The 24089-nt window shown below is 42.6% G+C and carries 21 protein-coding genes; 11 read left to right on the top strand and 10 right to left on the bottom strand.

Annotated elements, in window-relative coordinates; translation table 11 throughout:
* Window positions 1–251: 251 nt before the first annotated feature.
* The 6 genes from rdgB (at window position 252) to JMX48_RS08775 (ending at window position 6726) form a co-directional block, all read left to right on the top strand.
* The gene (rdgB, locus tag JMX48_RS08800; protein ID WP_201536783.1) at window positions 252–911 is read left to right on the top strand and encodes an RdgB/HAM1 family non-canonical purine NTP pyrophosphatase; all 660 of its coding nucleotides are present in this window, start codon (window positions 252–254) and stop codon (window positions 909–911) included.
* 246 nt (window positions 912–1157) lie between these two features.
* Window positions 1158–1352 (top strand): hypothetical protein, encoded by a 195-nt coding sequence (locus JMX48_RS08795; RefSeq protein WP_201536781.1) that lies wholly within the window; start codon window positions 1158–1160, stop codon window positions 1350–1352.
* A 53-nt stretch (window positions 1353–1405) separates the two neighbouring features.
* Window positions 1406–2749, top strand: coding sequence for a trigger factor (gene tig / locus JMX48_RS08790; RefSeq protein WP_201536779.1), 1344 nt, complete (start codon window positions 1406–1408; stop codon window positions 2747–2749).
* Between the two features lie 414 nt (window positions 2750–3163).
* The gene (gene clpP, locus JMX48_RS08785) at window positions 3164–3838 is read left to right on the top strand and encodes an ATP-dependent Clp endopeptidase proteolytic subunit ClpP (RefSeq protein WP_413786356.1); all 675 of its coding nucleotides are present in this window, start codon (window positions 3164–3166) and stop codon (window positions 3836–3838) included.
* 109 nt (window positions 3839–3947) lie between these two features.
* A complete protein-coding gene (gene clpX / locus JMX48_RS08780) occupies window positions 3948–5222 on the top strand; it encodes an ATP-dependent protease ATP-binding subunit ClpX (RefSeq protein ID WP_201536776.1) in 1275 nt (424 codons plus the stop codon).
* A 478-nt stretch (window positions 5223–5700) separates the two neighbouring features.
* Window positions 5701–6726: an SDR family NAD(P)-dependent oxidoreductase gene (locus tag JMX48_RS08775; protein WP_227687958.1), complete on the top strand. Its 1026-nt coding sequence runs from the start codon at window positions 5701–5703 to the stop codon at window positions 6724–6726.
* 236 nt (window positions 6727–6962) lie between these two features.
* Here the strand turns inward: JMX48_RS08775 and JMX48_RS08770 are convergent, their stop codons facing one another.
* The 3 genes from JMX48_RS08770 to argS form a co-directional block, all read right to left on the bottom strand.
* On the bottom strand, window positions 6963–8057 hold the full coding sequence (locus JMX48_RS08770) for a PTS sugar transporter subunit IIC (RefSeq protein WP_265088776.1): 1095 nt from the start codon (window positions 8055–8057) through the stop codon (window positions 6963–6965).
* 135 nt (window positions 8058–8192) lie between these two features.
* The gene (locus tag JMX48_RS08765; protein ID WP_201536772.1) at window positions 8193–8999 is read right to left on the bottom strand and encodes an SPOR domain-containing protein; all 807 of its coding nucleotides are present in this window, start codon (window positions 8997–8999) and stop codon (window positions 8193–8195) included.
* Between the two features lie 66 nt (window positions 9000–9065).
* The gene (gene argS / locus JMX48_RS08760; RefSeq protein WP_201536769.1) at window positions 9066–10895 is read right to left on the bottom strand and encodes an arginine--tRNA ligase; all 1830 of its coding nucleotides are present in this window, start codon (window positions 10893–10895) and stop codon (window positions 9066–9068) included.
* Between the two features lie 594 nt (window positions 10896–11489).
* Here argS and JMX48_RS08755 point away from each other — a divergent pair.
* The gene (locus JMX48_RS08755; RefSeq protein WP_201536767.1) at window positions 11490–11708 is read left to right on the top strand and encodes a DUF2788 domain-containing protein; all 219 of its coding nucleotides are present in this window, start codon (window positions 11490–11492) and stop codon (window positions 11706–11708) included.
* Window positions 11709–11803: 95 nt separating this feature from the next.
* On the opposite strand, the gene JMX48_RS08750 is transcribed toward JMX48_RS08755, so the two are convergent.
* The 4 genes from JMX48_RS08750 to cmoA form a co-directional block, all read right to left on the bottom strand.
* Window positions 11804–12934, bottom strand: coding sequence for a DUF1176 domain-containing protein (locus JMX48_RS08750; protein ID WP_201536765.1), 1131 nt, complete (start codon window positions 12932–12934; stop codon window positions 11804–11806).
* A gap of 175 nt (window positions 12935–13109) precedes the next feature.
* Complete coding sequence (gene cmoB, locus JMX48_RS08745; RefSeq protein WP_201536763.1) at window positions 13110–14192, bottom strand: tRNA 5-methoxyuridine(34)/uridine 5-oxyacetic acid(34) synthase CmoB; 1083 nt, start codon at window positions 14190–14192, stop codon at window positions 13110–13112.
* 189 nt (window positions 14193–14381) lie between these two features.
* Complete coding sequence (locus tag JMX48_RS08740; protein ID WP_201536761.1) at window positions 14382–15731, bottom strand: P-loop NTPase fold protein; 1350 nt, start codon at window positions 15729–15731, stop codon at window positions 14382–14384.
* Window positions 15732–15976: 245 nt separating this feature from the next.
* Window positions 15977–16762 carry a carboxy-S-adenosyl-L-methionine synthase CmoA gene (cmoA, locus tag JMX48_RS08735; RefSeq protein ID WP_201536759.1) on the bottom strand — a complete coding sequence of 262 codons (786 nt, stop codon included), beginning with the start codon at window positions 16760–16762 and terminating at the stop codon, window positions 15977–15979.
* A gap of 299 nt (window positions 16763–17061) precedes the next feature.
* Between cmoA and msrA the strand changes: the two genes are divergently transcribed.
* The 4 genes from msrA (at window position 17062) to JMX48_RS08715 (ending at window position 20940) form a co-directional block, all read left to right on the top strand.
* The gene (msrA, locus tag JMX48_RS08730) at window positions 17062–17583 is read left to right on the top strand and encodes a peptide-methionine (S)-S-oxide reductase MsrA (RefSeq protein ID WP_201536757.1); all 522 of its coding nucleotides are present in this window, start codon (window positions 17062–17064) and stop codon (window positions 17581–17583) included.
* A 211-nt stretch (window positions 17584–17794) separates the two neighbouring features.
* Complete coding sequence (gene tmpT / locus JMX48_RS08725) at window positions 17795–18469, top strand: thiopurine S-methyltransferase (protein ID WP_201536755.1); 675 nt, start codon at window positions 17795–17797, stop codon at window positions 18467–18469.
* A gap of 53 nt (window positions 18470–18522) precedes the next feature.
* Entirely contained in the window at window positions 18523–19236 is a 714-nt protein-coding gene (locus tag JMX48_RS08720; RefSeq protein WP_201536753.1) for a DUF1499 domain-containing protein, read from the top strand.
* Window positions 19237–19479: 243 nt separating this feature from the next.
* Window positions 19480–20940: a lytic murein transglycosylase gene (locus tag JMX48_RS08715; RefSeq protein ID WP_201536751.1), complete on the top strand. Its 1461-nt coding sequence runs from the start codon at window positions 19480–19482 to the stop codon at window positions 20938–20940.
* 151 nt (window positions 20941–21091) lie between these two features.
* Here the strand turns inward: JMX48_RS08715 and JMX48_RS08710 are convergent, their stop codons facing one another.
* From JMX48_RS08710 to murI, 3 genes are all read right to left on the bottom strand, one after another.
* A complete protein-coding gene (locus tag JMX48_RS08710; RefSeq protein ID WP_201536749.1) occupies window positions 21092–21391 on the bottom strand; it encodes a hypothetical protein in 300 nt (99 codons plus the stop codon).
* Window positions 21392–21640: 249 nt separating this feature from the next.
* Window positions 21641–22630 (bottom strand): DUF4062 domain-containing protein, encoded by a 990-nt coding sequence (locus JMX48_RS08705; protein ID WP_201536747.1) that lies wholly within the window; start codon window positions 22628–22630, stop codon window positions 21641–21643.
* Between the two features lie 295 nt (window positions 22631–22925).
* A complete protein-coding gene (murI, locus tag JMX48_RS08700) occupies window positions 22926–23918 on the bottom strand; it encodes a glutamate racemase (RefSeq protein WP_201536745.1) in 993 nt (330 codons plus the stop codon).
* Window positions 23919–24089: the final 171 nt, after the last annotated feature.

Below are 24089 nucleotides of genomic sequence, written 5' to 3'. Positions count from 1 at the left end.
TGACTCGCCGATTACTTATGCTAATTGATAATTTAGCCAATCACAGCATAGAATACAACAATGTAATCAAAGCAAACGCAATCAAGATAACTTGTACAAAGAATATCAAAAATTTTGCGATACGACCTATCGTTATTTGAAACCTATAGTCGATTCACTTTAAACCCGATACAGTGCTGCTGACGTATCGATTTTATTTCGAACTAACTATGAAGCACATTCTGATAAATAACCAATGCTGGACAGACACTATGAGTACGACAAACACCAATCAAACCGATGCAACAGCCACAGCAGAATCGAGTAAACAATGGGTGCTCGCCAGTAATAATAAAGGCAAATTGGCTGAGTTCAAAAGATTGTTTAGCGACGCGAATTTGGATGTGACGATCATCCCGCAAGGTCAGCTCGATATCGAAGATGCGATTGAAGATGGCTTGAGTTTTGTAGAAAACGCCATTATCAAAGCGCGTCATGCCAGCCGACTCAGCGGATTGCCTGCTATCGCTGATGATTCAGGAATTTGTGTGCCAGTATTGGGCAATGCACCCGGCATTTACTCGGCCCGTTATGCAGGCGAGCACGGCAATGATGGCAAAAATAACGCCAAACTCATCGCTGACTTACAGCCTATCCGAGAAACGCAACCAAACACGCCTATCACGGGTATGTTTGTGTGCGTATTGGCCATGGTGCGCCATGCCGACGATCCATTGCCAATTATCGCCCAAGGTCTGTGGCACGGTGAGATTTTAGAAGCGCCGCTTGGTGATGGCGGCTTTGGTTATGATCCCCTGTTTTGGTTACCTGATATGCAGGCAACCGCGGCAAGCTTAAGCGCTAAAAATAAAAACCAGATTAGCCATCGCGGTCAGGCGATTCAGCAATTATTGGCGCAGCTGGCTTTATAAGTTAAACCTTAATAATTAAAACCTTACGCTTCTAGTCGATTCAACACGCATAATGCTGATACAAGAAAATTGAGCGCAGATGTACAAATCGTAATTTAAGCGAGATTGACGATGTGACAGATTCAAAGTAAATTGACGATAAAGAGATAATTTTTACTTTAATAAGCAGATAGATTATACTGTTCTACTTTTAAAATTTTGTTGAAAGCCGTTATTTGACTGTATAATTCACCAAAAAGCGTTATTATGCAGCACATTTGCGGTTTATTATTGATATTTGATAGCGTTTATAACAGCGACAGTTTCACATTTTGGTGTCAGCGGCGATTGCTACTGGTGTTGATTTTGAAGTGGCGAGCTTATCACTATCCCCTATTTATTCCAACGGCAACCGTCGTACACGCCCGTAATTTGCGGCACGGTTTGTCTATTATCATTTAACCCTAAGTACTATTTAATCCAAAGTACGATTTAATCTTAAAGGTGTAATTAACATGGCTACAGATTTACAAGTCACAACCAACAAGCTATCTAACAAAGAAACCCAGCTCACGGTTAAAGTACCCGTTGAAAAAATTCAAAACAAAGTCGAAGGCCGTATTCGCCAAGTTGCGAAAACTGCCAAGATTGACGGTTTCCGTAAAGGCAACGTCCCTATGTCGCACATCCGCTCACAGTATGGTGCTGGCATTCAACAAGAAGTCATCAACGATGTGATCCGTGATACCGTGTTTGAAGCGATCAAATCTGAAGACATCCGCGCGGTTGGCATGCCTAACATCGACGACGTAAAACTAGAAGACGATTTCTTGGTTTATCAAGCGACGGTTGAAATCTTCCCAGAAGTAGACGTACAAGGTATCGATGAGATCGAAGTTGAGCGTCACACGGCACAAGTTAGTGAAGAAGACGTTGACACGATGATCGAAAACCTACAAAAACAACGTGAAGAATTCGTTGAAAAGAAAGGTATGGCGGCGAAAGACAACCAAGTTACTTTTGACTTTGAAGGCTCTATCGACGGCGAAAAATTCGAAGGCGGCTCATCTGAGGACTTCAAATTGGTTATCGGTAGCAATCAGATGATCCCAGGCTTTGAAGCGGGCATCAAAGGCATGAAAGCTGGCGAAGAAAAAACCATCGACGTGACTTTCCCAGAAGATTACCAAGCTGAAAACCTAGCTGGTAAAGAAGCACAGTTCAAAATCACCCTAAAATTGGTTGAAAAATCTAAACTGCCTGAAATCGACGATGCGTTCCTTGAGCTATTCGGCGTAAAAGAAGGCGGCGTTGAGAAGTTAAAAGAAGACGTACGCAAAAACATGGAACGCGAAATCAAAAATGCGGCGCGTAGCCAAGTCAAGCAAGCGACTTTTGATGCATTGCTAGAAAAGAACGAGTTTGACGTACCAAGCGCCATGCTAGAGCAAGAAATCGAGCGTCAACGTAACATGATGATGCAACGTTTTTCTCAGCAGTTCGGTGCCAATGCTGATAGCTTCGATAAAGACATGCTACCAAATGAGCTATTTGAAGAGCAAGCGCTACGTGCTGCCCGTCTTGGCATCATCGTTGCTCGTGTTATCGATACCAAAGGCTTAGAAGTCGATCAAGCACGCGTTGAGACTTTCATCAAAGAAGCGGCTGAAAACTACGAAGATCCAGCAGAAGTAATCGAGTACTACACGACTGATAAGCAACAGCGCGCTAACATTGAGTCTGTGGTATTAGAAGATCAAGTGGTTGATTATTTGATTGAGCAAGGTAAAGTAACTGACAAAGAAGTTAGCTACCAAGACTTGCTAGCCGCTCAGCAACAACAACAGCAAGGCATGTAATCTAGCCATTTGACGTTGCCCTTTAATGGCACTCATTGCTAATTGCTAATTGCTATCTAAGAATACCCTAGCACAGTGCCCTAACAAATTTGTTGGGGCATTTTTATTGAGAACTAATACACTATTTTTATGAACAGTTTATCGGTAATCCCCTTGATAAACGCATACAGACACCTTATTAATAGGGAGTCACCTCTATTATTAATAGAAAATAATTTTTCACATGAAAAAGTTACTATTGCTCCCATAAAAAAGTTACCATTAGCTCAATTATTTTTAGCGGCATCTAGATCATTGCATCTAGTTTGTGTTATCAACAAATAGCAATAGTTATCATGATAAACACCAATAAGAGCTTAACTGTTCGCTAACTTTTATCCCTTTATTCTATGTACTTATAAACAGGACATTTTTATGACAGATTATGATCGCATCACTGCCAACCCACATTTTGATATGCTGATGAGTGCACACAACGAAATGCAAAGCACGCAAGCGGCATTAGTGCCTATGGTTGTCGAACAATCAGCACGCGGTGAACGCTCGTTTGATATTTTTTCACGCCTATTGCGTGAGCGCGTTATCTTTTTGACGGGTCAAGTCGAAGACCACATGGCCAATCTTATTGTTGCCCAGCTGTTATTCTTAGAAGCTGAAAACCCTGATAAAGACATTCATTTATACATCAACTCACCAGGCGGTTCTGTAAGCGCTGGTTTGGCCATTTTTGATACCATGAACTTCATCAAGCCTGAAGTGTCGACCATCTGTATGGGCGGTGCTTATAGCATGGGTTCATTCTTGTTGGCGGCGGGTCAAAAAGGCAAGCGTTATGCGCTAGCCAACGCTCGTGTGATGATTCACCAGCCATCAGGCGGTGCACAAGGTCAAGCGACAGATATCGAAATTAATGCTCGTGAAATTCTAAAAACGCGTGCGCGCTTAAATCAGATCTTAGCTGAGCGTACGGGTCAGCCAGTAGAAAAAATCGAAAAAGATGTCGAGCGTGATTATTGGTTGGATGCCGACGAAGCAAAAGAATACGGTCTGGTTGATGAAGTATTAAAGCGTCGCCCTGACTCATTATAATTACGATATAGCAGCTTTGATAAGCATAAAATGCCTTAGCGTTATTTGCTTTGGCATTGATGCACACAATCAGAATATTGATACGTTTTAAATTTTAGGAGCGCCTTTTATGGCAGAAGATACTACCCCGCACTGCTCATTTTGCGGCAAAGCCAAAAGTGATGTACAACAGCTGATCGCCGCTGACGATGCCAATATCTGTAATGAATGTATTGAGCTATGTACAGATCTAATCGCAGATAGTGCAGAAGACGGTGATGACGATAGCGATATTGATACCTCGTGGGTCAATAAAAAGCTACCAACGCCAAAAGAGCTGCGCGCCAAGCTTGATGAATACGTCATCGGTCAAGACGCTGCTAAAAAAGCACTCGCGGTTGCCGTTTATAATCATTATAAACGTCTAAAAGTGAGCCAAACCTTGGCTCGTGACAGCAAAAAAGCCAAAATCGGTGCTGACGATGCGATGGTAGAATTGGCCAAGAGCAACATCTTACTGATCGGTCCAACCGGTTCTGGTAAGACGTTGCTGGCACAAACCTTAGCGCGCCTACTCGATGTGCCGTTTGCCATGGCAGACGCTACTACTTTAACCGAAGCAGGTTATGTGGGTGAAGACGTTGAAAACATCGTACAGAAGCTATTGCAAGCCTCTGATTATGATGTCAGCAAAGCTGAGCAAGGCATCATCTATATCGATGAGATCGATAAAATCAGTAAAAAAGGCGACAACCCTTCTATCACGCGTGACGTGTCAGGCGAAGGCGTACAGCAAGCCCTGCTAAAGCTTATCGAAGGTACGGTTGCTGCTATCCCCCCTCATGGTGGTCGTAAGCATCCACAGCAAGAGCTGATCCAAGTTGATACCAGCAACATCCTAATCATCGTGGGCGGCGCGTTTGCCGGTCTTGATAAAGTGATTCAGCAGCGTACGGAAAAAGGCGGTATTGGTTTTAACGCTGATGTCAGCTCAAAAGATGACAGTCGTCGTAGCTCAGACTTATTGCAACAAGTTGAGCCAGAAGATTTGATCAAGTTTGGTCTGATTCCTGAATTGATTGGTCGTTTGCCTGTGCTAGCGGCTTTACAAGAGCTTGATGAGGAAGCATTGGTTCAGATATTGACTGAGCCTAAGAACGCGCTGGTTAAGCAGTATAAGTATCTGTTCGATATGGAAGGTGCTGAAATCAGCTTCACTCAAGAAGCGCTTGATGCGATTGCTAAAAAAGCCATGGAACGCAAAACGGGTGCGCGTGGTTTGCGCTCTATCGTAGAAAATGCCCTGCTCGAAACGATGTACGAGCTGCCTTCTATGAAGAATGCTAAAACCGTTATGGTTGATGCAGAAGTGATTAATGAAGGTAAAATTCCAAAAATTGCTTAATGTACTATTAGATTAACTTTTATTTGATTAACATAGCCTATGATTATTTATTGGCTATGTTAAAAAAAGCGTCTGGCATTCTGTGCTCAGGCGCTTTTTTTCTATTTTAGTGGCGATTAATCAGCGATTGTAAAATGACAGCAGCGTTTATCAATCGTGACCAGTCATCATCATAAATCATGCTAAGGTAGATATAGTCAGTGGAAAGTAATGTCGATACATCAATAGTCAGATACTACTGGTATAAATTTTCCTCACTTGCTGTGCCGTTACAGACAGAGACTGCAAAAAATTGATATCAGCAGTACCGTGGCGTTTTTAGAGTGTTTTGACTATAGTATATTTTAACGCTCATGGTTATATTTCTTAACGCTTATAGTTATATTTCTCAACGCTTATAGTGAATAGTTAGCTGCTGTATTCCATCGTGATTTACCCTTGTGAATATCATTACTAATAATACAAAGGATTGTTTATTATGCTTAATCATATGACTGCTATGGCGTCTTCATTGCGTCAACATTTACCCTTTTCCTCAAATAATACTCAAGATAATGGTATTGCCCCTTATTACCGTGACCATGTCGCCGCTGTCACTGGCGCAGGATCAGGAATGGGACGCGAGCTGGCGATTCATTTGGCAAAAATGGGCTGCCATGTTGCACTCTCTGATATCAATGCCGAGCAGCTGACTCAAACCAAAGCGTTGCTAGTCGGCTACGATGTCCAAGTGACAACAACGGTAGTTGATGTCTCGGACAATGAAGCGGTGGAAGCATGGGCGAGCGATGTCATGACAGAACATGGCAAGGTGAATTTTATCTTTAACAATGCAGGCGTGGCGTTCTCCTCGACGATAGAAGGTTGTAGTATTGAGGAGCTTGAATGGGTGGTGGATATCAATTTTTGGGGCGTGGTTTATGGTACCAAGGCGTTTTTACCCTTAATCAAAAACAGTGTCAAACAAAGCGCATTGGCAAATGATAGTAGTGCTAGTAAGGATGGCAAACCGCGCCTGTTTTCTGAAAATGGTCATATTATTAATATTTCAAGCTTGTTTGGTTTAACTGCTCAGCCTTCATACTCTGCTTATAATGCTAGCAAATTTGCCGTACGTGGCTTTACTGAAAGCTTGCGTCAAGAGCTAGACATTCAGCGATGCGGTGTGTCAGCCACCTGCATTCATCCAGGCGGCATCAAAACCAATATCGCCAATAGTGCGCGCGGTAATGACAGCGTTAGTAGTGTTGGCATGCATACTGGTGACAAAGCCATTAAGAGTTTTAACAAGCTTTTAAAATTCGATGCCAGCGACGCCGCTTGGGTTATTCTACATGCCGCAGCGACCAACCAAACTCGCTGCTTGATTGGCAATGACGCCAAAATAGTGGATGCGGTACAGCGAGTCTTTCCCGCTAGTTATAGCAAGGTGCTGAACGATATGAATACGATTTCTCGTAAGCTAAAGCCAAGACGCAAGAAAAAGACTAGCACCGCTCGATGAGCAAAAAGCAATTTCCTAAACGAGCAGACCATAAATATTCAAATAAAAAAGCCCAGCTATTTAAAGTAGCTGGGCTTTTTGTATATAGTCGATTCAATATAGAACAAACACAATGCTACTGAGATAAGTTTTGCGCCGCAATTGTCTACGCAGGCACATCAAGCAAAGAAAATTTATAATAGTTGCACGTAATTATTAACGTATCGATTTTATATTGAACTGACTATAGGTACTCATTAAGGCAATTTCATGTCACCGTCGACCAGCCAGCCCATACGACGCATTACATAAGCGACTACTCCAGCGATTACCGCGGGCAACACAAACATCAATAAGATAATGGCCGTCCACAGCTGAGCACCACTCATAATCCCTTGCGACGCTTCGATGACACCAAAGACCCCAACCAAACCAGCAGTACCCATACCTGCGCCAGTAGCCGTACAAGCCAGCCCAAATCCGACGGTAGCAATAGGCCCAACGATGGCGCTAGCGATAACGGCTGGCAACAGTACTAAAGGCTTTTTGAGCACGTTAGGTATTTGCAGCATACTCGTGCCCAAACCCTGAGATATCAAACCACTAACACCATTGTCTTTGAAACTAGCGACAGCAAAACCAATCATATGCGCGGCACAACCAACGACTGCCGCACCGCCTGCCAAGCCACCAAGCCCAATAGCAATGCAGATAGCGGCGCTTGAGGTTGGTAATGTCAATAAAATACCCACCACAACCGCAATGACGATACCCATCAATAATGGCTGTAGCTCAGTGGCCGCTTGAATACCTTGACCAATCGCGTTGACACCAGCGACGATAGGCGGATTAAGTAGCGCACAAACCAATAAAGCCACCGCGCAAACCAATAATGGTATCAATAAAATATCAAGCTTCGTCTTGCCAGCGACCCAAGTACCAGCACGGTACGCAAATACAGAAGTCAAATAGGCACCTATCGGATTGCCAGGCAACGCTGCAAATGTCGCAGGTCGACCCACTTGCGGCGTAAAAAGCGTACCTGCCATCAGCGCTTCAGAGTGTGCGCCAAGCATGCCCGCTACCAAGCAGCTGAGCATCACTAGCGTTGGCGCTTTTAGATAATAAGCAATGCCCACACCAATACCAGCACCCATCAATATCGAGGCGAGCTTACCCACCGCTACCAATGCTGGCAGGTCGAACCAGCCACCAATTTGCGAGATGATAAGACCCGCAATCAATGTAACAAATAGCCCTAAAGCCATGCCAGTGAACGCATCGATAAAATACTTCTGAAAAAATGCTTTAACGTTGCCAGTAGGCGGCGTTGCTGAATCAGATACGGTCATAGCCATACTCTTTGTGAAGGTTTTAATCAGATAAAATAAACCAATGGGATAAAACACTTTTCCTAAAAATCAGCGATAAAAAAGCGTCATTATGACGCTTTTTTATTATTAATAAACCACTACAACCTACTGAGTCTAGCGGCGCTGTTCAACGATAATGGAGTCAATACCATTATTTTGTAAACGTTGCTGGGCAGTCGTCACGGCCTGACGATTATTCATCGGACGTGAGATCACTTGATAAATCGGTAACCCATTACCTGTCGTGTTTTTAACCACGCGAGCGTCTACACCTGCCATGAGCACTTGGGCGCGGCGACGATCTGCTTCATCTGCATCACCGAAGCTATTAATCTGCAAGATATAGGTTGCTGCAGGCTTAGCAGGTTGAACACTCGCTGTACCTGCCCCTGTATTAGCTCGATTTGCCCCACTATTACCAGTCGCTGGCGCGCCATCATAGGTAGCATCTTCTTCAACGATAACGATATCATCGCTATTATTGGCTGCACCAGCATTGTTACCACGACTAGGCTCAATCGTCGTGCTTTCAGCGATACCAAAGTTACCCGTATCGTTGGCAGATGTGCCATCAGGTTGAGTGACGACCACGTCCGGCTCAAAAGCACCGATACTGCCCAATCCATTATCACCTGTTTCATCGATATTTTCATCAGGGATGGTTGCCATCTCTTGATTTGGCAAAATATCGTAAAACTCGTAATCGCTATTATCAGTATCAGTCTCAACGCGTTGCTGTACCTGCCGATTAGGATCGTTCTCAGCGGTACTGTCAGCGGGACTGAAATTGAATAACGGTGAAAGGTATATAAACACCCCAATCATCAGCGTCAAAACTGCCCCGACAAACATCCATAATAAGCCTGATATGCTACTTGATTTGCGCTTTTCAGTCGCACCTTTAGGTTTTTTGGCTAGCATGGATCTTGTTCTCCCTACTGAATCTATCTATCATCAATTTATTGCTCTCATTGGTCTATATGTATACTACATGCTAGACGGTGCAGACAATCCTAATAAACGAAGCCCATTGGCCAATACTTGGCGTACTGCTTTAGACAAACGCAGACGTGCTTGCATCAGCTCAACTTCTTCCTGACTTGGCGCTTCACCTGAGGTCAGGCTCACTGGCAAAATACGGTTAGTATCATACCAGCCATGAAATAGCGCTGCCAACTCTTTGAGATAATTGGTCAGAACATGTGGCTCATAGCCTGTCGCTGCTCGTAGCAATGTCGCAGGATATCCTGCTAGCAGTTTAATCAACTCATCTTCATTGGGTGCGCTGAGCAGATTTTGTTGCTGCAAACCAATCGCATCATCTACCACAAGGCCACTGTTTTGTAGTTTTTCTAATACTCGGCACACGCGTGCATGCGCGTATTGAATATAATAAACTTGGTTGTCTTTACTTTGTGATTTGGCAAGCTCTAAATCAAAATCAATATGTACCTCAGGCTTACGCGCTACGTAGTAAAAACGCGCGGCATCATTACCGACTTCAGCACGCAACTCACGTAAGGTGACAAACTGACCAGAACGCGACGACATTTGCACTTTTTCACTACCGCGCCACAACGCCACGAACTGCACAAGTACCACATCAAGACGCTCTGCATCAATCCCCAACGCCAACAAAGCCGCTTTTACCCGTGGCACGTAACCATGATGGTCAGCGCCCCAAACGTTAATGACTTTATCGAAGCCGCGATCGAATTTATTTTTATGATAGGCAATGTCAGAAGCAAAGTAAGTAGACTGACCATTGGCACGGCGTACCACACGGTCTTTTTCATCACCAAAGTCGGTCGACTTAAACCAAATATTGCCGTCTTTTTCGTACAGATAACCTTTGTCATCTAATATTTGTAATACTGGCTCAATTTCGCTGTCGATAGATCTTTCGCTGAACCAGCACTCGTAGCTCACACCAAAATCATTTAAATCATCTTTGATATCGGCCAAAATGCTGCTCAATGCGGCATTTAAAAACAGCGCGTAGCCATCGCCAAGCAAGGCTTTACTGTTGGCGATTAAGCCATCAATATGCGCTTCTTTATCACCAGATAGCAGGACTTTTTCGCCATCAGTATTGATCTCAAATTCAGCATCTGCTGGCGCATCTTTGGCAACTTGCGCAAAAGTATGAACATAGCTATCAGCGTGTTGTGCTTTTAGTGTTTGAGCGATATCACTGACATAATCTCCTTGATAGGCGTTGACTGGAAACGTGACTGGCTCGCCGTTGGCTTCTAAATAGCGCAAATACGTACTGGTCGCCAAGATATCCATTTGCCGACCTGCGTCATTGACATAATACTCGCGCGTGACGTCATAACCAATCGCTTCAAGCAGGTTTGCCACGCTCATGCCAAACGCTGCACCGCGCCCATGACCGACATGTAAACTAGAAGTTGGATTGGCAGAGACAAATTCAACCTGTACTTTTTGCCCATCGAACTGGTCACTTAAACCAAAGCGATCTTGTAGAGTAAAGATATCGTCTAATACCGAAAACTTGGCTTCAGCGTTCAAAAAGACATTGATAAACCCTGGGCCTGCGATTTCTACTTGGCGAATATCTTGATTTTCAGGTAGCGCATTAACGATTTTTTCGGCAAGCTGGCGTGGATTGGCTTTGGCAGCTTTAGCAGCAGTCAGCGCGATATTGCTGGCAAAGTCACCATGACTAAGGTCTTTAGTACGGGTAATTTGGCTATTATTTTGCCAATCGCTTGGCAGCGTACCATCCGCTTGTAAGGCATGAATAGCATCGTTAAATAGTGACGCAAGTGTATCAATTTGGGTTTGTGACATAAGGTTTTGAACTCAGTTAAATAAACGACAAAAACAGTGCAAAAATGTGGCAAATGCGAGCAATCACTCATTGCTTATTATAATAGCGACCGGCATTGCATGGGAGAAAATAAAATAAAAAATAAGTAACCTACAAATATAACAATCTTTGCGCTTTATTGCATCATTTGCGCCAAAATTAGCACTAAAATCTTACGGTTATGACAGCTGACATTGATAATCAAGAAGATTAAAAGATTTGTCACGGCTTTGCTTTATGCTTACCCTAATTAAATGAGTAGGAATACAAGCGCATTACGCATTGATACGGGCAAATCAGCTGGACTCATTGTAGCGTTCCCGTTGCTCCTATTTAATAGCGGTTTATAGACGCTCGCTTCCGCGTTATAATGCTGGCCTTCTACTTTATTCACTAAGGCATTGGCCTTTATTCTATGGTGTATATTTTTACTTCATCTCTTTTATTTATGTATAGTGATTTGCAATTCAAAAGTAAGTTTGACAACATTAAGTCAATAGAATTTCTGGGTTTTATACTTTGGATTTTGTATAAATACAAATAGACGGCACGTTATTACTTCATAGGATTATGTCATGTTTGCTATTGCTGCCAGTACTGTCACCAGTTGGGGATTGTACGTTTTATTGCCGATATTCATCGCTTTCTTGTTTTTTATTATGTGGGATATATCTAAACAATCTGACGCTGGGCGCGCTGGCACATTTTGGATATTTTTAGCATTAGGTGCAGGTTTTGTAGGGTTCTTACTCAAACTGGTGTTAGAAGTGGCTTTTCAAAGATGGTTTATTTAAGAAATATGACATCTCACCAATAGCGCATTGATACTGATGACGCTATTAGTGAGATCTTTAGATTGTCGTTAGCTATGCCATTTTTTATCGAAACGTTATTTATTAGCTTTGCCATTATTTTCTATCACGTCACTGACGTAAGTTGGCAAATCCCACGCGCCACCAGCAAAGCCGCGACACATGCCTGTACTAGCATCTTCTGATTGAGCAAAGGTTTTGCCATCCCAAATCCATACCGCACGATTCCAGCAATCACCAATCCCGCGATCTTTATGAGTAGCCCAAATCTCGCCATCAGAATACTCATTGCCCATGGTAGTAATTAGCTGCGGACGACTGGGTTTTGCCTTGTCGATCAGCCAATAACCATAGCCTTCGTTGTATGCGCCCTGCCAACAAATATGACTGGCTAATGTATGGGTGGCATCTACGGTTGTAAATTCCCAGTCTAGCCTATCAGCGCCATATTCTTGCGTTCGCTGGTACGCTTCGGTTTTTGGATTGACCAGCTCACAGTCTCCTATATCGTCCTCAGCGCCTACAAGTTCTTTGGCATCAATATCGATCCACTTGTTTATATTTTTTCGAAAATACACTAGTTTTGCAGGGTCTAGCTGCTGTTTATCATCAGAATATGAGATCGCTTTTTTAATGACAGGTGTTGCTTTGGCTGCTTTAGGTGTTTGCCGATTAGGATTGGTTTTGCTCACTAATGCTATCGGTGTGCCGACTCGCCCTTGCACCTCGTCAAGCTTGAGCAGCACGGCACTCATGCCTTTATCGCTGATTGTCCACCGATCATTACCCGCTCTTATCTCTATCTTAGTATTTTGACGCGAATGACTCAAAAGCTGCTGGGTTTGCTTAGCATTAAGCTCACCATTCTCAATGGCACCATAATTTTTATTATTTAACCAAAACTCTGTTGTCATTAATTCGTTGTCACTACCACTCGTATCGTCTTCTTGGTATTCAAAAGCCACCGATACACTTGGTATCGACTTTTGCGGTATGACAGTTAATAAAATCGAAGCAGGCGTATCCAACATACTCTCATCTGCATAACCCGCTGCTCGGCAAGTCAATGTATTATCACAGACCAGTTGCCAATCATCCTGCACAAAGCCCCAGCCTTCAAATGGCGTACCATAGGCAGCATGAGCTGATATGGACGTCAATGGCAGCAACCCCATCATAGCGCTGAGTAAACTCGTTAATTTTTTCACGGTCCATTTTCCTTATGGTATATTTGATCCAATATAAAATGGACACAGAGTTACTGGGATAAATTTTGCGACGCCTCTGTCTGCGCAGGCACAGCAAGCAAGTAACGTTTATCTCAGTAGCTCGTGATAATATTTGCATCCCTTTTATTTAGGACTGGCTATAATTAAGTAAGCGTTACTTTTTGGCAATTAACGTGGCACGCATCGGTGCAGGATAGCCCTCAAGTGTCTTGCTAGCATCATTCGGATCTAAAAAATCGGCTAACGAATGATAAGTCATCCATTCTGTTTTACGTTGTTCCTCAATCGAGGTTACGGCTACATCGACGCAGCGCACGTCTGAGAATCCAGCCTTTTCTAGCCAGCCGATTAATGCGGCGACTGACGGTAAAAAATACACGTTATTCATTTGCGCATAGCGATCATGCGGCACGAGGACAGTATTGGCATCGCCTTCAATGACCAAGGTTTCAAGTACCAACTCACCGCCTTTTACCAATTGCCCTTTGAGTTGCTGCAAATGCTCAAAAGGTGACTGACGATGATAGAGCACGCCCATACTAAACACGGTGTCAAATAGCTGGCTATGCTCAGGCAATGCTTCTAATGGCACAGGAATATAATGGGTACGATAACGGCCTGTACCATGAGCATGAGTATCGCCGCTACCGACGAAATGACGAATCGCCATAAACTGATGATAAAACAAGCAAGACGGATCAATGATAATCACTGTATCCGCGCCAGCCCCTGCCATACGCCAACCGTGATAACCGGAGCCGCCGCCGACATCCAATACACGCCGACCTTTTAAATTTCCTAAATGCGGTGCAACTCGCTGCCATTTCCAATCACTGTGCCACTCGGTATCAATGAGAATTGGTGCGGCTTGTTGGTATTCATTCTGACCACTATCAATTTGATTTTCGACTTGACTGCCAATCTGAAAAGGCCCTTTGCGCCACGGCATCAGTTGCTTTAATAGCGCCATGGTTTGTTTGCGCTCAGAGTCACTTAAGGGCGCATTAATCGTCAATATATCACTGTCCAAATCTACATTATCAACGGCTAATGTTGGCAAACGTGCTACCGACGCTTGGTAAGCAGGCGCATGCGCATAGTTGGCTTTGTCCTTGATATCATTTAACCACGTGGGCAGTTGCGTCAGCCACTCATAGGCGCTCGGCTGCTGCTGGGCGAGCTCTAACAAGGTTAAATACAGTTCGCGTTCGGCGTGGATGATAGTGTCGTTGAGCATAAAGCGGATTACCGTGTTGATTGTTATTTAAATGGATAATAATGAAAAGAGTGAAAGTAAAGAAAAAAAGATGAGCCTCGAGATTGGAGTGCTTTAAAAGTGGGCAAATATGCGAGGCATAGGTCGGTGTTCTTTAATAACTCAGTTTACGTTTCGTTATTACCCAATCCTAAGGTTTAAACTTATATATTATTCGAACGCCATTATATTTGCTGTTTCTATAATTTCATTTATTGCTTTGTGAGGAACTGGAAAATTTCCCATAAAACCACTCTCATATGATTCCCAAAGTTCTTTTTTCCCCTCCGACGGCTTATACCACTCAGCATTTTCAGTACAACCCTTAGCTATAATAAACATAATCACTTCGAAGGGCTTTGGTACACCTACACTTGACTCAAAAGTAGGGAGCTTTTTAACTCCTAAAAATTCACCCAATAACTTGGCATCAATAATTCCTTTTTTAACTTGATCTAATAGCTCTGGTCTATAACATACTAATAAGATGCCAATTAATCGGAGCAGCTTATAACCTAAATGTTGTTGTTCAGAAAATATTGCTGATTCAGATAGAGTCTGTGCAATTTGTATATGTAAAATCAATGTCTCTATCTCTCTAAGAGATAGACTGCGATAGCGAACTAAATCTTCAATCGCTGCTTTAAAATAATTATCGTTTAAATAATCAGCAGGCAAACACTTTTTTTCTGACGCTAGGTTGAAAAAATGCTGTTTAGAAGCTAAAACAGGAGATTGATAACCCCTACTAGAAAGAGAAGATAACTCAAATCGAAACTTAATAAACTTATCTAAATAACGCTGTGCATCAACTGCCTGACCATAACAATGATTTATAGACGCTTTCAATTGCTGCGTATTAGTAATAAGCACGAAGCTAACATCTGGTACATCAAACGTATGCTTGATTATCTCGAGCATGTCGACCGCGAAGTTTGGTCTACAGCGATCTAGTTCATCTATAAATATAATAATAGGATCTTGGGATGCAATGGCAGTTAGAGCGGTTTGTAATGTTTTTAAACTCTTTTCTGCCTCTACATGATCTTTTAGTATTAACTCTGCTGTTTTATCTATTGAATCGTCAACTGCTTTTTGAATTACTTCATCAAAATCATTTGCAATATCAGCAAAGTCTTGTCTCAGAAGATGAGAAACACCAGCTTTAGCAACTGTTTTGAGAGTATAGCGTACAGCTGGTAATACTCTATTTATAAAAGCCTTTCTACGTGGACCTTCAGGTAAGATTTTAATAATTTCTGCGAGTACAGTCATCAAAGGCTCATCAACATGATCAGCTTTGAAAGCGTCAATATAAATTATATTGTGTGTACTATCTTCCTTCATCAGATTGATAAGTTTATGGCAAAACTCAGTTTTACCTGTACCCCAACTGCCATCGATGACCATTGGTGAAATATCTATATCAGACTTTAGAAGCTTAATAGCTTTTTCAGCGATACTTTCACGTTGAAACTCATCACGTTCATCAAACGTTTTTGTTGTAATATCCATATCCATTTTATCTTTCCTTGTAACTCTTAAAATAAAACATTCTTTAACAACGATAAATACAGGCAAAAACCCGATGTCCCCGCTAGCCTCGATTGCAGCGTCTATCCTGTTTGGATGTATGAGCTGCGAAGGCTTGGCTTTGGGGTGTCTCGCGAAGCAAGAGACGCGCCAAGCCTTAGCCTATCGCCTCATGCAAACAAGCAGATAATAGCGAAAAGCGAAATCAGCTCCTACAAGTTATTTAAACCACCCTATTTAAACGCCACAATAGAGACAAAGTTCAAAAACTGAAACCATGTCAGATGACGTTCAAAACCAACTTGATCTAGCCGTGCATGATGTTCATCTAAGGTATCGGTAATCAGGACATTCTCTAGTGCATTACGTTTGCCACTAATTTCCATCTCGGTATAACCATTGGCGCGCTTAAAGTCGTAATAACGCTCAACCAACCACGCATCATATTGTTCATCAAACGCATGCGTCTTTTCTGTCAATACTAGTATGCCACCTTCGCTTAACGCGGCATAAATTTTCTCTAACACCATCACTCGATCGGCTGCTGGCAAAAACTGTAACGTTAAGTTCAAAATCACCATATCACACGATTCAAGCTCCACATCACGAATATCAGCCGTAATCACTTCTATATCGTGCTCAGGATAATGATCACTCAATAAAGTCGTCGCCTCAGTCGTCATCGCTGGTGAGATATCAATCGCCTTGATCTGTAAATCTTGCGGATCGAATTCACCAGCCAACGTCATACTTGCCGCACCAAGCGAGCAGCCCAAATCATAAATGCGACTGACGCGCTGACCATTATCATCCTGCTGGCGATACTTACAGTGACGACGGGCAAAGATAGGCAGCATGGCCAATACCTGACCGTAACCGGGAACACTGCGGCGAATCATATCGGGAAAACACGCCACTACTTGCTCATCAAAGGAAAAACGCGCCGCTTTATCGAGCGGTGTGGTAAATAAGGTGTCATGTTTGATAGCAGCGTCTGTAGAATGATGGAACTGGCTCATAGGGCGACTCGTTTTTGATTTTTGGTTCTTAGTTTTAATAACGAAACTTTGATTAGAAAATGTTCATTGGTTTTGATGGCTACTATTTGACTGATAGTCAGTAGTGGCTCAAAGCTAGTAGTAGCCTAAAGCAAATCAACGTAGCAAAAGCCCATTATAACATTACTGTTTGTTACTTATCGCAGTCAGATGCCCTGCTAAGCTAAATGGGTCGAGCTAAGGATAATGATGCATTGAAAAATGACAACATTGTAACCAAATAAAGACCTTAGCTCATATTTATAATAATAGGAAAAATTATGCAAACTATTATCTTAGGCGGTGGCTGTTTCTGGTGCACCGAGTCGGTATTTTTATCACTAAAAGGCGTGCAATCCGTCGTATCTGGCTATATGGGCGGTGACGCTGTATCCGCAAACTATCAAGATGTCTGTAGTGGTACCACAGGACATGTCGAAGTCATCAAAATAGAGTTTGACGAGTCGATTGTGCCATTAGAAGTTGTCCTTGATGTATTCTTTGGCACTCATGATCCCACCACCAAAGATCGCCAAGGCAACGATGTAGGCAGCCAGTATCGTAGCGTGGTCTTTTACACAGATGAAGACCAAAAACCAACAGTCGATCGTACCATCAATAAACTGCGTGATATGGGCGTTGGCGTTGTCACTGAAGTGCACCCTGCCGTTGAGTTCTATCAGGCTGAAGACGCTCATCAAGACTTCTTTAATAGAAACCCAGGACAGGCTTATTGTAACTTTGCCATACCGCCAAAGCTTGCCAAACTGCGCAAAGAATTTAGCCAATATATGGTCAGCTAAATGATCAGTTGAATAATTATTTATGATTCAACCAAAATCAGTTTGAATCTCGATATTTAATCAGGCCAAATGCTTATAATCCAAATGCTTATAATATAGGCATTTGGTTTTTTAATGCATTAATGCATTAAAGCATCTCAAAAAGTTATGATAATACTCTACTCAAAATAACAATCAATCACATGAACATTCATCATTAGAGGCCAATGCCATGAATCCTGAGTTTTGGCAAAAACGCTGGCAAGAGAAACGTATTGGCTTTAATCAGTCTGAAGTGAATCCGTTATTAGTGAAGTATTTTGGTCATTTAAACGTGCCCGCTGGTGGTCGAGTATTTGTGCCTTTATGTGGCAAATCGATAGATATGGTTTGGTTAGCGGCACAAGGCTATGACGTGGTTGGCGTTGAATTGGTTGAAATCGCCGTACAAGCATTTTTTACTGAGCAAAATGTCCAACCTAACGTGCGTCAGCTTGCCGATAATCCAGAGATTAAATGTTATCAAGGTCAGCTTTTTGGCCAAGAAGTAGAAATCTGGGTTGCTGATATTTTTGCATTAACGTCCGCTGAGATTGGCTCTATTGATGCGGTATATGATAAAGCGGCATTGATTGCCCTGCCAGCCAATATGCGACCAAAATATAGCGAGCAAATACGAAAGCTTGGTGGTAATGTTAGTAATAAAATAGCGCCACAACTGTTGCTTACCTTGAATTATGATCAAAGTAAAAAAGAGGGGCCACCATTCTCAATCAGTAGCGAGCAAATTCGGCACTATTATGGCGAGCACTATCACATCAGCGAATTGACGACTGAGCCAGCTACAATTGGCTCTGTACCTGAGCTGAAAGTCACTGAACATATTTGGCTGTTGAATAAAAAGTAAGATTAAGCAAACTCACTGCGTAAGCACTCATTCAATAATAACGGAGAATTTTAATGAAAGCTTTAGTGATCCTTATCAGTGTAATTGCTTTTTTACTGGTGGCATTACCCGGTCCGCTTTATAAATATGGTATGGTCGATTTAGGCACAATATTCACAGGATTGAAATTCGGCGTGTTTGCTGGCATTGCGGCCCTTATCTTACTCGTTTTTCAAATTGTATTTAAGCGTAAGACAGTGACACTTGGCAGTACGATAGTGGCAGTCGTACTATCTGCTATCGCCATAGCAATGCCGCTAAGTATGATAAATAAAGGCAAAAACGCACCGCCTATTCATGATATTTCGACCGACTTAGTAAACCCACCAGAATTTGTGGCCATTGCCCCACTACGCGCCGATGCACCCAATCCGGTAGCCTACGATGGTATAGAAACGGCACAACAACAGCGTGATGCTTATCCCGATCTGAAAACCTTAACCTATACACAATCACAACCTGAATTGATGGAAGCTACCGAACAAGCCGTCAATAATTTAGGCTGGGAGTTGGTGAATAGCGATGCTAATAAGGGCATCATCGAAGCGACTGACACTACGATGTGGTTTGGTTTTAAAGATGATGTCGTCGTGCGTATCACCGATAATGGCAGTGAACGTCTAGTCGATATACGCAGTAAATCGCGAGTCGGTGGCAGCGATTTGGGTAAAAATGCCGAGCGTGTTGCTACGTTTATTGACGAGTTAAATGGGGTTTTGGGAGAGTAGTTGGGTTTGAATAGCGTTGTAAATAAGCTCTGAAAAACTATTTTTGAAAGTTTTTCTTATTAGCCTGATAAAAAGTCTTACCTTAATCAGAAAACCTCTCCCAACCTCACGCCACCGTCAGCTTATCGTAACTGAGTGCTTCGATACCTTTTCTTTGTTATTGAGATTGGTTACTCTAAGTCCATACTGGCTCCATTCGCTTTTCACTTCTACCCATTATTTCGATGCTTATAGGATATTTTCATGCGTTTGATTTCCCTTTCTACATTATCGCTACTTAGTATGGCCGTTGGCATCAGCCTTGCCAGTACTGCCCAAGCTGCGCGTCCCGAAGCACCCAATTTATCCAATAGCGAACTACAACAATGTCTAGATGGATTAAAAAACTCTAGTAAATTTAATGGTGTTGATAGCGCTACCTTTAACAATTATCGTCCAAGCCAGCCTGATCCGAGCGTGATTCAATCACTAAACTATCAGCCTGAATTTCAAAAAGACGTTTGGGATTACCTGTCATCGCTGGTCGATAAAGAGCGTGTCGAAGATGGTGTACGCGCTAAACGCCAGTGGAGCGATACGTTACGTCAAATCGAATCGCGTTATGGCGTCAAAGCCGAACACGTATTGGGTGTGTGGGGCGTAGAATCTAACTTTGGACAGACCTTGGGTAAAAAACCTTTGTTTGAGTCTTTAGCGACGCTATCGTGCTTTGATCGTCGTCAAAGCTACTTTCAAGGTGAATACGCCAATGCGCTAAAAATCGTGCAGAATGGGGATATTGCGCCAAATGACATGACTGGTTCGTGGGCAGGTGCGTTTGGGCAAACACAGTTTATGCCGAGCACTTTTTTAGAATTGGCGGTTGATTTTGATGGTGATGGTCGTCGCGACTTGGTCAACAGCGTCCCTGATGCGTTGGCTTCTACAGCAAACTTCTTGGCTAAGCGCGGTTATCGTACTGGCGAGCCTTGGGGTTATGAAGTCAAACTACCGAGCGGATTTTGGGCAGCCTCTGATCGCAAGAACAAAAAATCCATGAGCCACTGGCGCGATCAAGGGTTAACGCTTGCCAACGGCAGCCCGTTACCCTCTGATTTAAGCAGTGCAGGATTACTATTGCCAGCTGGTAAAGATGGCCCTGCGTTTTTAGTCGGCAAAAACTTTGATACGTTTTATTCGTATAACGCGTCAGAAAACTATGCGTTGGCAATCGCCCATCTATCAGACCTGATCACTCGCGAAGACAGCAGCAAAACTGACTTTGTCACCGCGTGGCCAACAGACGATCCGGGCATCAGTCGCCAGCAAGCCAAAGATATCCAACAAGCATTATTGAACGCCGGCTATGATATTGGCGGTGTTGATGGCATCATCGGTGATGGTACGCGTGGTGCGATTCAGCAGTACCAATCTAGTAAGGGTATTCTTCCAGCTGATGGCCGCGCAGGACAGAAATTTTATCGTGCCATCGTTGGTAATACGGCTCCTAGCAGCAATCAATACGGGCAGCCGTCAAATAGCCAACCTCTAAAACCTGCCTCTGCCGATCGTATGGGACAACTGATTCAGCAACAAACGACCAGCCCTACTACTTATTCAACACAACCATCGGCTCAACCGTCAAGCTCTAGTAATACACGTTATCGCCGTGTCACTGACGCTAACGGTGTTGTGAGTCTTGTTCGTGTTGATGAAGGCTCGTAACATTACCTCGATTAGCCCGTTCTAAATACATCAAAAAAGGCCACGCTAATATTAGCGTGGCCTTTTTATAATTTTGCTTTTCTAAGTCGTTGCACTCTAAGATTGCTTGTCTAGTAACTTAATAGTTGAACCAAAAATATTAAATAGACAGTTAAACGATAGGAGGTGGATTTGGTTTACCATTGTCCCCATTCCAGTTTTCACGGGCTTTATCATCCAAATCGTCAGGCGTTTTCGGTTCCCACTTGCCGTTTTCTTTCCAAGTTGCATTACCCCAATCTTCGTCTTCCTGCTTGTCGTCCCAGTCCTTATAAGCCTTGCTTGGGTCGATACCACGACGTTTCATGTCTTCCACTTGTTCCGCTAGCGTGTGATACCGTTCAGCGTCGTGCATGCTTTTCTCTAGACCATTAATCTCTTCTATCAAGGCATCATGTTTAGGGTTAGTCATTACTTCTCTCCTTAAATAGTCAGTATTATTTTATAATTTATGCGTTTGTAATTTTAATACATCGGATATCAAAACTGCTTAATCTTATTATCGCCAGTCCTGAGCGGATTCACAACCGTTGGCGCGTATATTTTGTATTACAAAACGTAGTCACAGCTGCATCAATAACTTATATAGCTGTTAGAGTGCTAAATACTTATCAGGTAAGAGGTGTGTAAATTTACTGTAAAGCAGTCAGAATTAGCAGGGTTAGACTTTTTCATCATTTAATAGATTTTTTGCATAAAACGTTAACTTCCAAAGCTCTTGTGATACTCGAGTACCATAGGTTGTCAGCTGTATCCAATTCGCACCAACCAATTGCCGCTGTAGCGTATTTAAGTCATCTTGAAAAATTTGACAACGTGAGACAGCATGGACGTTGGGCATATCTCGTTTAATATCGTATTCAGCTTTAGACGCTATTGAACGATTAATCGCATTTTTTAAGCCATAACTAGAAAAGGTCGATGGTATTTTCATCAATATGATCAAAATCTCTCGCCACGTTAATATCATTGTTCTATTAACATCCGTCAAGTTACCGCCTTCATAGGCTTGGGCACTATATTGAATCTCAAAGCCTTCTAATAAGGCAATGGGTTGGCTCACACTGTCAGCCACCCGTTCATCATCGATGAGACTGTCTTTTTTTTGGATTTTATCCGTAGACAAAAGATCAGCAAACCTTTCGGACACGGTTTGATTACTAAACTTAATCACCTCCTCGCCGCCCCTCACCCAGCCCCCAACTACTTTATGATTACTCACTGTATTATAGTAAGCTTGCACAAGCAGTTGCTCGACATCCTCTTCTGTATCGTAATAATAGAGCTGATTGTCTTGCCGAGTCACTGAACTGATAAATTCTCGCAATTGACGACTGATACTCGCGTCTTGATGATGATTTTTGACCAATATTATGAGAGGTTTGAGTTTGGCTTTGGCGTTTAAATAACTCAAATGCATTTGGCTAACGCCCGTTTTTTGCACTGTTCCGTAGCTGTCGCCGATAATCATCAATGCATAATCACAGGCATCAATGCATTGTCTACCATATAAAGACGCTTTTGGCAGTTTACTGGATACATCATAAGTCAAAAATGCACGCGACTGAAAAAAAATGGCTAAGCTATCCAAAGCCAGCAATTGATCATTGTCAGCGCATATAACATGAATATGATAGCGACGGTTTGGCACAATTACCTCTAATCTTAGGTCGTGGCATAAAGGAGTATGATATAAAAGAAAGCACAAATATCTTGTTTTTCACAGACTAGCATAATCTTATAAAGGTGAGCTCAACTTATTTTACTTAAGTCAATACTATGATTATGGTTTTAACATAATACTATAATTGCCGCTTCAATATAAATATAGTTCAATTCAAATAATTTGGATACAAGAAAACCGAGTGCACGCTATACATTAGTATGGATAGCACGGATGACGATACAGTGAATTTATATGGAGTTGACTATAGTATCAGTAACGGCTATTGAGAGTAGTATTGCAATACCGTTTCTTTACCAAGCAAATGCTCGATTAAATCACACAGCTTATCGTCATATTTAGTAGCATAAAAAGTCAGTGGTAATTTTTTATCAGCTTTTGTTTTTTTAAATGACTCTAAACCATTATTATCTTGCTCATTATTAAGAGAGGCAGATAACTGATGTGTGCTCAATAGCTGTTTGACTCGCTCAGCAATCGCTTGTCCTGAGTCAACGACTTGCATCGACAACTGCTGCTTTGCAATCTCATCTAATAAAAAGGTTTTGAAAAACGGATAATGTGTACAGCCCAGTATTAACTGATCAATCCCATCATCAGCAAATGCCCGTAGCTGCCCGCGCAAGCGTAACGCTGTCGCATGTTGTTCTGGCATACCTGCTTCTACCCACGGCACCAGTTGTGGATCAAAATATTTAATAACTGCTGTGTTATTAGGTTTCGCAAAACTATTAATCACCTCATTAAGCAACGACCCATTTAACGTTGCTTTGGTCGCCAGTACTGCCACACGACCGCTTTTGCTGGCCAGTATCGCAGGTTTCAATGCAGGCACGAGGCCAACGATAATAATCTGCGGATAACGATGCCTTGCTGTCTCTAAAGCATGTGCTGAGGCGCTATTACAAGCAATGATAATAAGCTTACAGCCTTGATTATATAACCACGCGACTGCTCTTAACGTTAAGGTCTCGATGTCTTGACTATCGCGATTGCCATAAGGCACATTCAATGTGTCGGCGTAGTAGACGTAACGCTCGGCAGGTAGCTGCTGCACCAAATGTAGATAAACAGATAAGCCACCGATACCAGAATCAAACAAGCCAATGGGAGCACTGCGATGGTTATTATTCATAACGGTATGGACGGCTGCTGCTTCTATATTGGCTTTAGCAGTCTCTCCAAAAGCTTTGTTTTTGAAAGCAGCCGTTGATATTTTAACTACACTCAGTGGGTTATCTGCGATTATATCCATTGCTACTCTGTCACCATTTTTATGCACATATCATCATATTTATCTTGTCACATCTTTTAGCGAATAAAATTATAGTCATTGCTAATTAGGGTCATTGCTAATTAGTGTCACTGCTATAGTTAACCTTCAATAAAATAAGGTCAAAGATTATCACGCGCCACTGGTATAAGT

It is taken from the genome of Psychrobacter immobilis (assembly GCF_904846225.1).
In the GTDB taxonomy this organism is placed as follows: domain Bacteria; phylum Pseudomonadota; class Gammaproteobacteria; order Pseudomonadales; family Moraxellaceae; genus Psychrobacter; species Psychrobacter immobilis_F.
This window is presented reverse-complemented; position numbering and strand designations above follow the sequence as displayed.

Excerpts from the sequence above, each read along its gene's own strand:
- tmpT (WP_201536755.1), top strand. The coding sequence starts at position 17,795 with ATGAATCCTGAGTTTTGGCAAAAACGCTGGCAAGAGAAACGTATTGGC.
- JMX48_RS08795 (WP_201536781.1), top strand. The coding sequence starts at position 1,158 with ATGCAGCACATTTGCGGTTTATTATTGATATTTGATAGCGTTTATAAC.
- msrA (WP_201536757.1), top strand. The coding sequence starts at position 17,062 with ATGCAAACTATTATCTTAGGCGGTGGCTGTTTCTGGTGCACCGAGTCG.
- argS (WP_201536769.1), bottom strand. The coding sequence starts at position 10,895 with ATGTCACAAACCCAAATTGATACACTTGCGTCACTATTTAACGATGCT.
- JMX48_RS08740 (WP_201536761.1), bottom strand. The coding sequence starts at position 15,731 with ATGGATATGGATATTACAACAAAAACGTTTGATGAACGTGATGAGTTT.
- rdgB (WP_201536783.1), top strand. The coding sequence starts at position 252 with ATGAGTACGACAAACACCAATCAAACCGATGCAACAGCCACAGCAGAA.
- JMX48_RS08765 (WP_201536772.1), bottom strand. The coding sequence starts at position 8,999 with ATGCTAGCCAAAAAACCTAAAGGTGCGACTGAAAAGCGCAAATCAAGT.
- JMX48_RS08775 (WP_227687958.1), top strand. The coding sequence starts at position 5,701 with ATGCTTAATCATATGACTGCTATGGCGTCTTCATTGCGTCAACATTTA.
- JMX48_RS08770 (WP_265088776.1), bottom strand. The coding sequence starts at position 8,057 with ATGACCGTATCTGATTCAGCAACGCCGCCTACTGGCAACGTTAAAGCA.
- murI (WP_201536745.1), bottom strand. The coding sequence starts at position 23,918 with ATGGATATAATCGCAGATAACCCACTGAGTGTAGTTAAAATATCAACG.
- cmoB (WP_201536763.1), bottom strand. The coding sequence starts at position 14,192 with ATGCTCAACGACACTATCATCCACGCCGAACGCGAACTGTATTTAACC.
- JMX48_RS08715 (WP_201536751.1), top strand. The coding sequence starts at position 19,480 with ATGCGTTTGATTTCCCTTTCTACATTATCGCTACTTAGTATGGCCGTT.
- clpX (WP_201536776.1), top strand. The coding sequence starts at position 3,948 with ATGGCAGAAGATACTACCCCGCACTGCTCATTTTGCGGCAAAGCCAAA.
- JMX48_RS08720 (WP_201536753.1), top strand. The coding sequence starts at position 18,523 with ATGAAAGCTTTAGTGATCCTTATCAGTGTAATTGCTTTTTTACTGGTG.
- JMX48_RS08755 (WP_201536767.1), top strand. The coding sequence starts at position 11,490 with ATGTTTGCTATTGCTGCCAGTACTGTCACCAGTTGGGGATTGTACGTT.
- clpP (WP_413786356.1), top strand. The coding sequence starts at position 3,164 with ATGACAGATTATGATCGCATCACTGCCAACCCACATTTTGATATGCTG.
- cmoA (WP_201536759.1), bottom strand. The coding sequence starts at position 16,762 with ATGAGCCAGTTCCATCATTCTACAGACGCTGCTATCAAACATGACACC.
- tig (WP_201536779.1), top strand. The coding sequence starts at position 1,406 with ATGGCTACAGATTTACAAGTCACAACCAACAAGCTATCTAACAAAGAA.
- JMX48_RS08710 (WP_201536749.1), bottom strand. The coding sequence starts at position 21,391 with ATGACTAACCCTAAACATGATGCCTTGATAGAAGAGATTAATGGTCTA.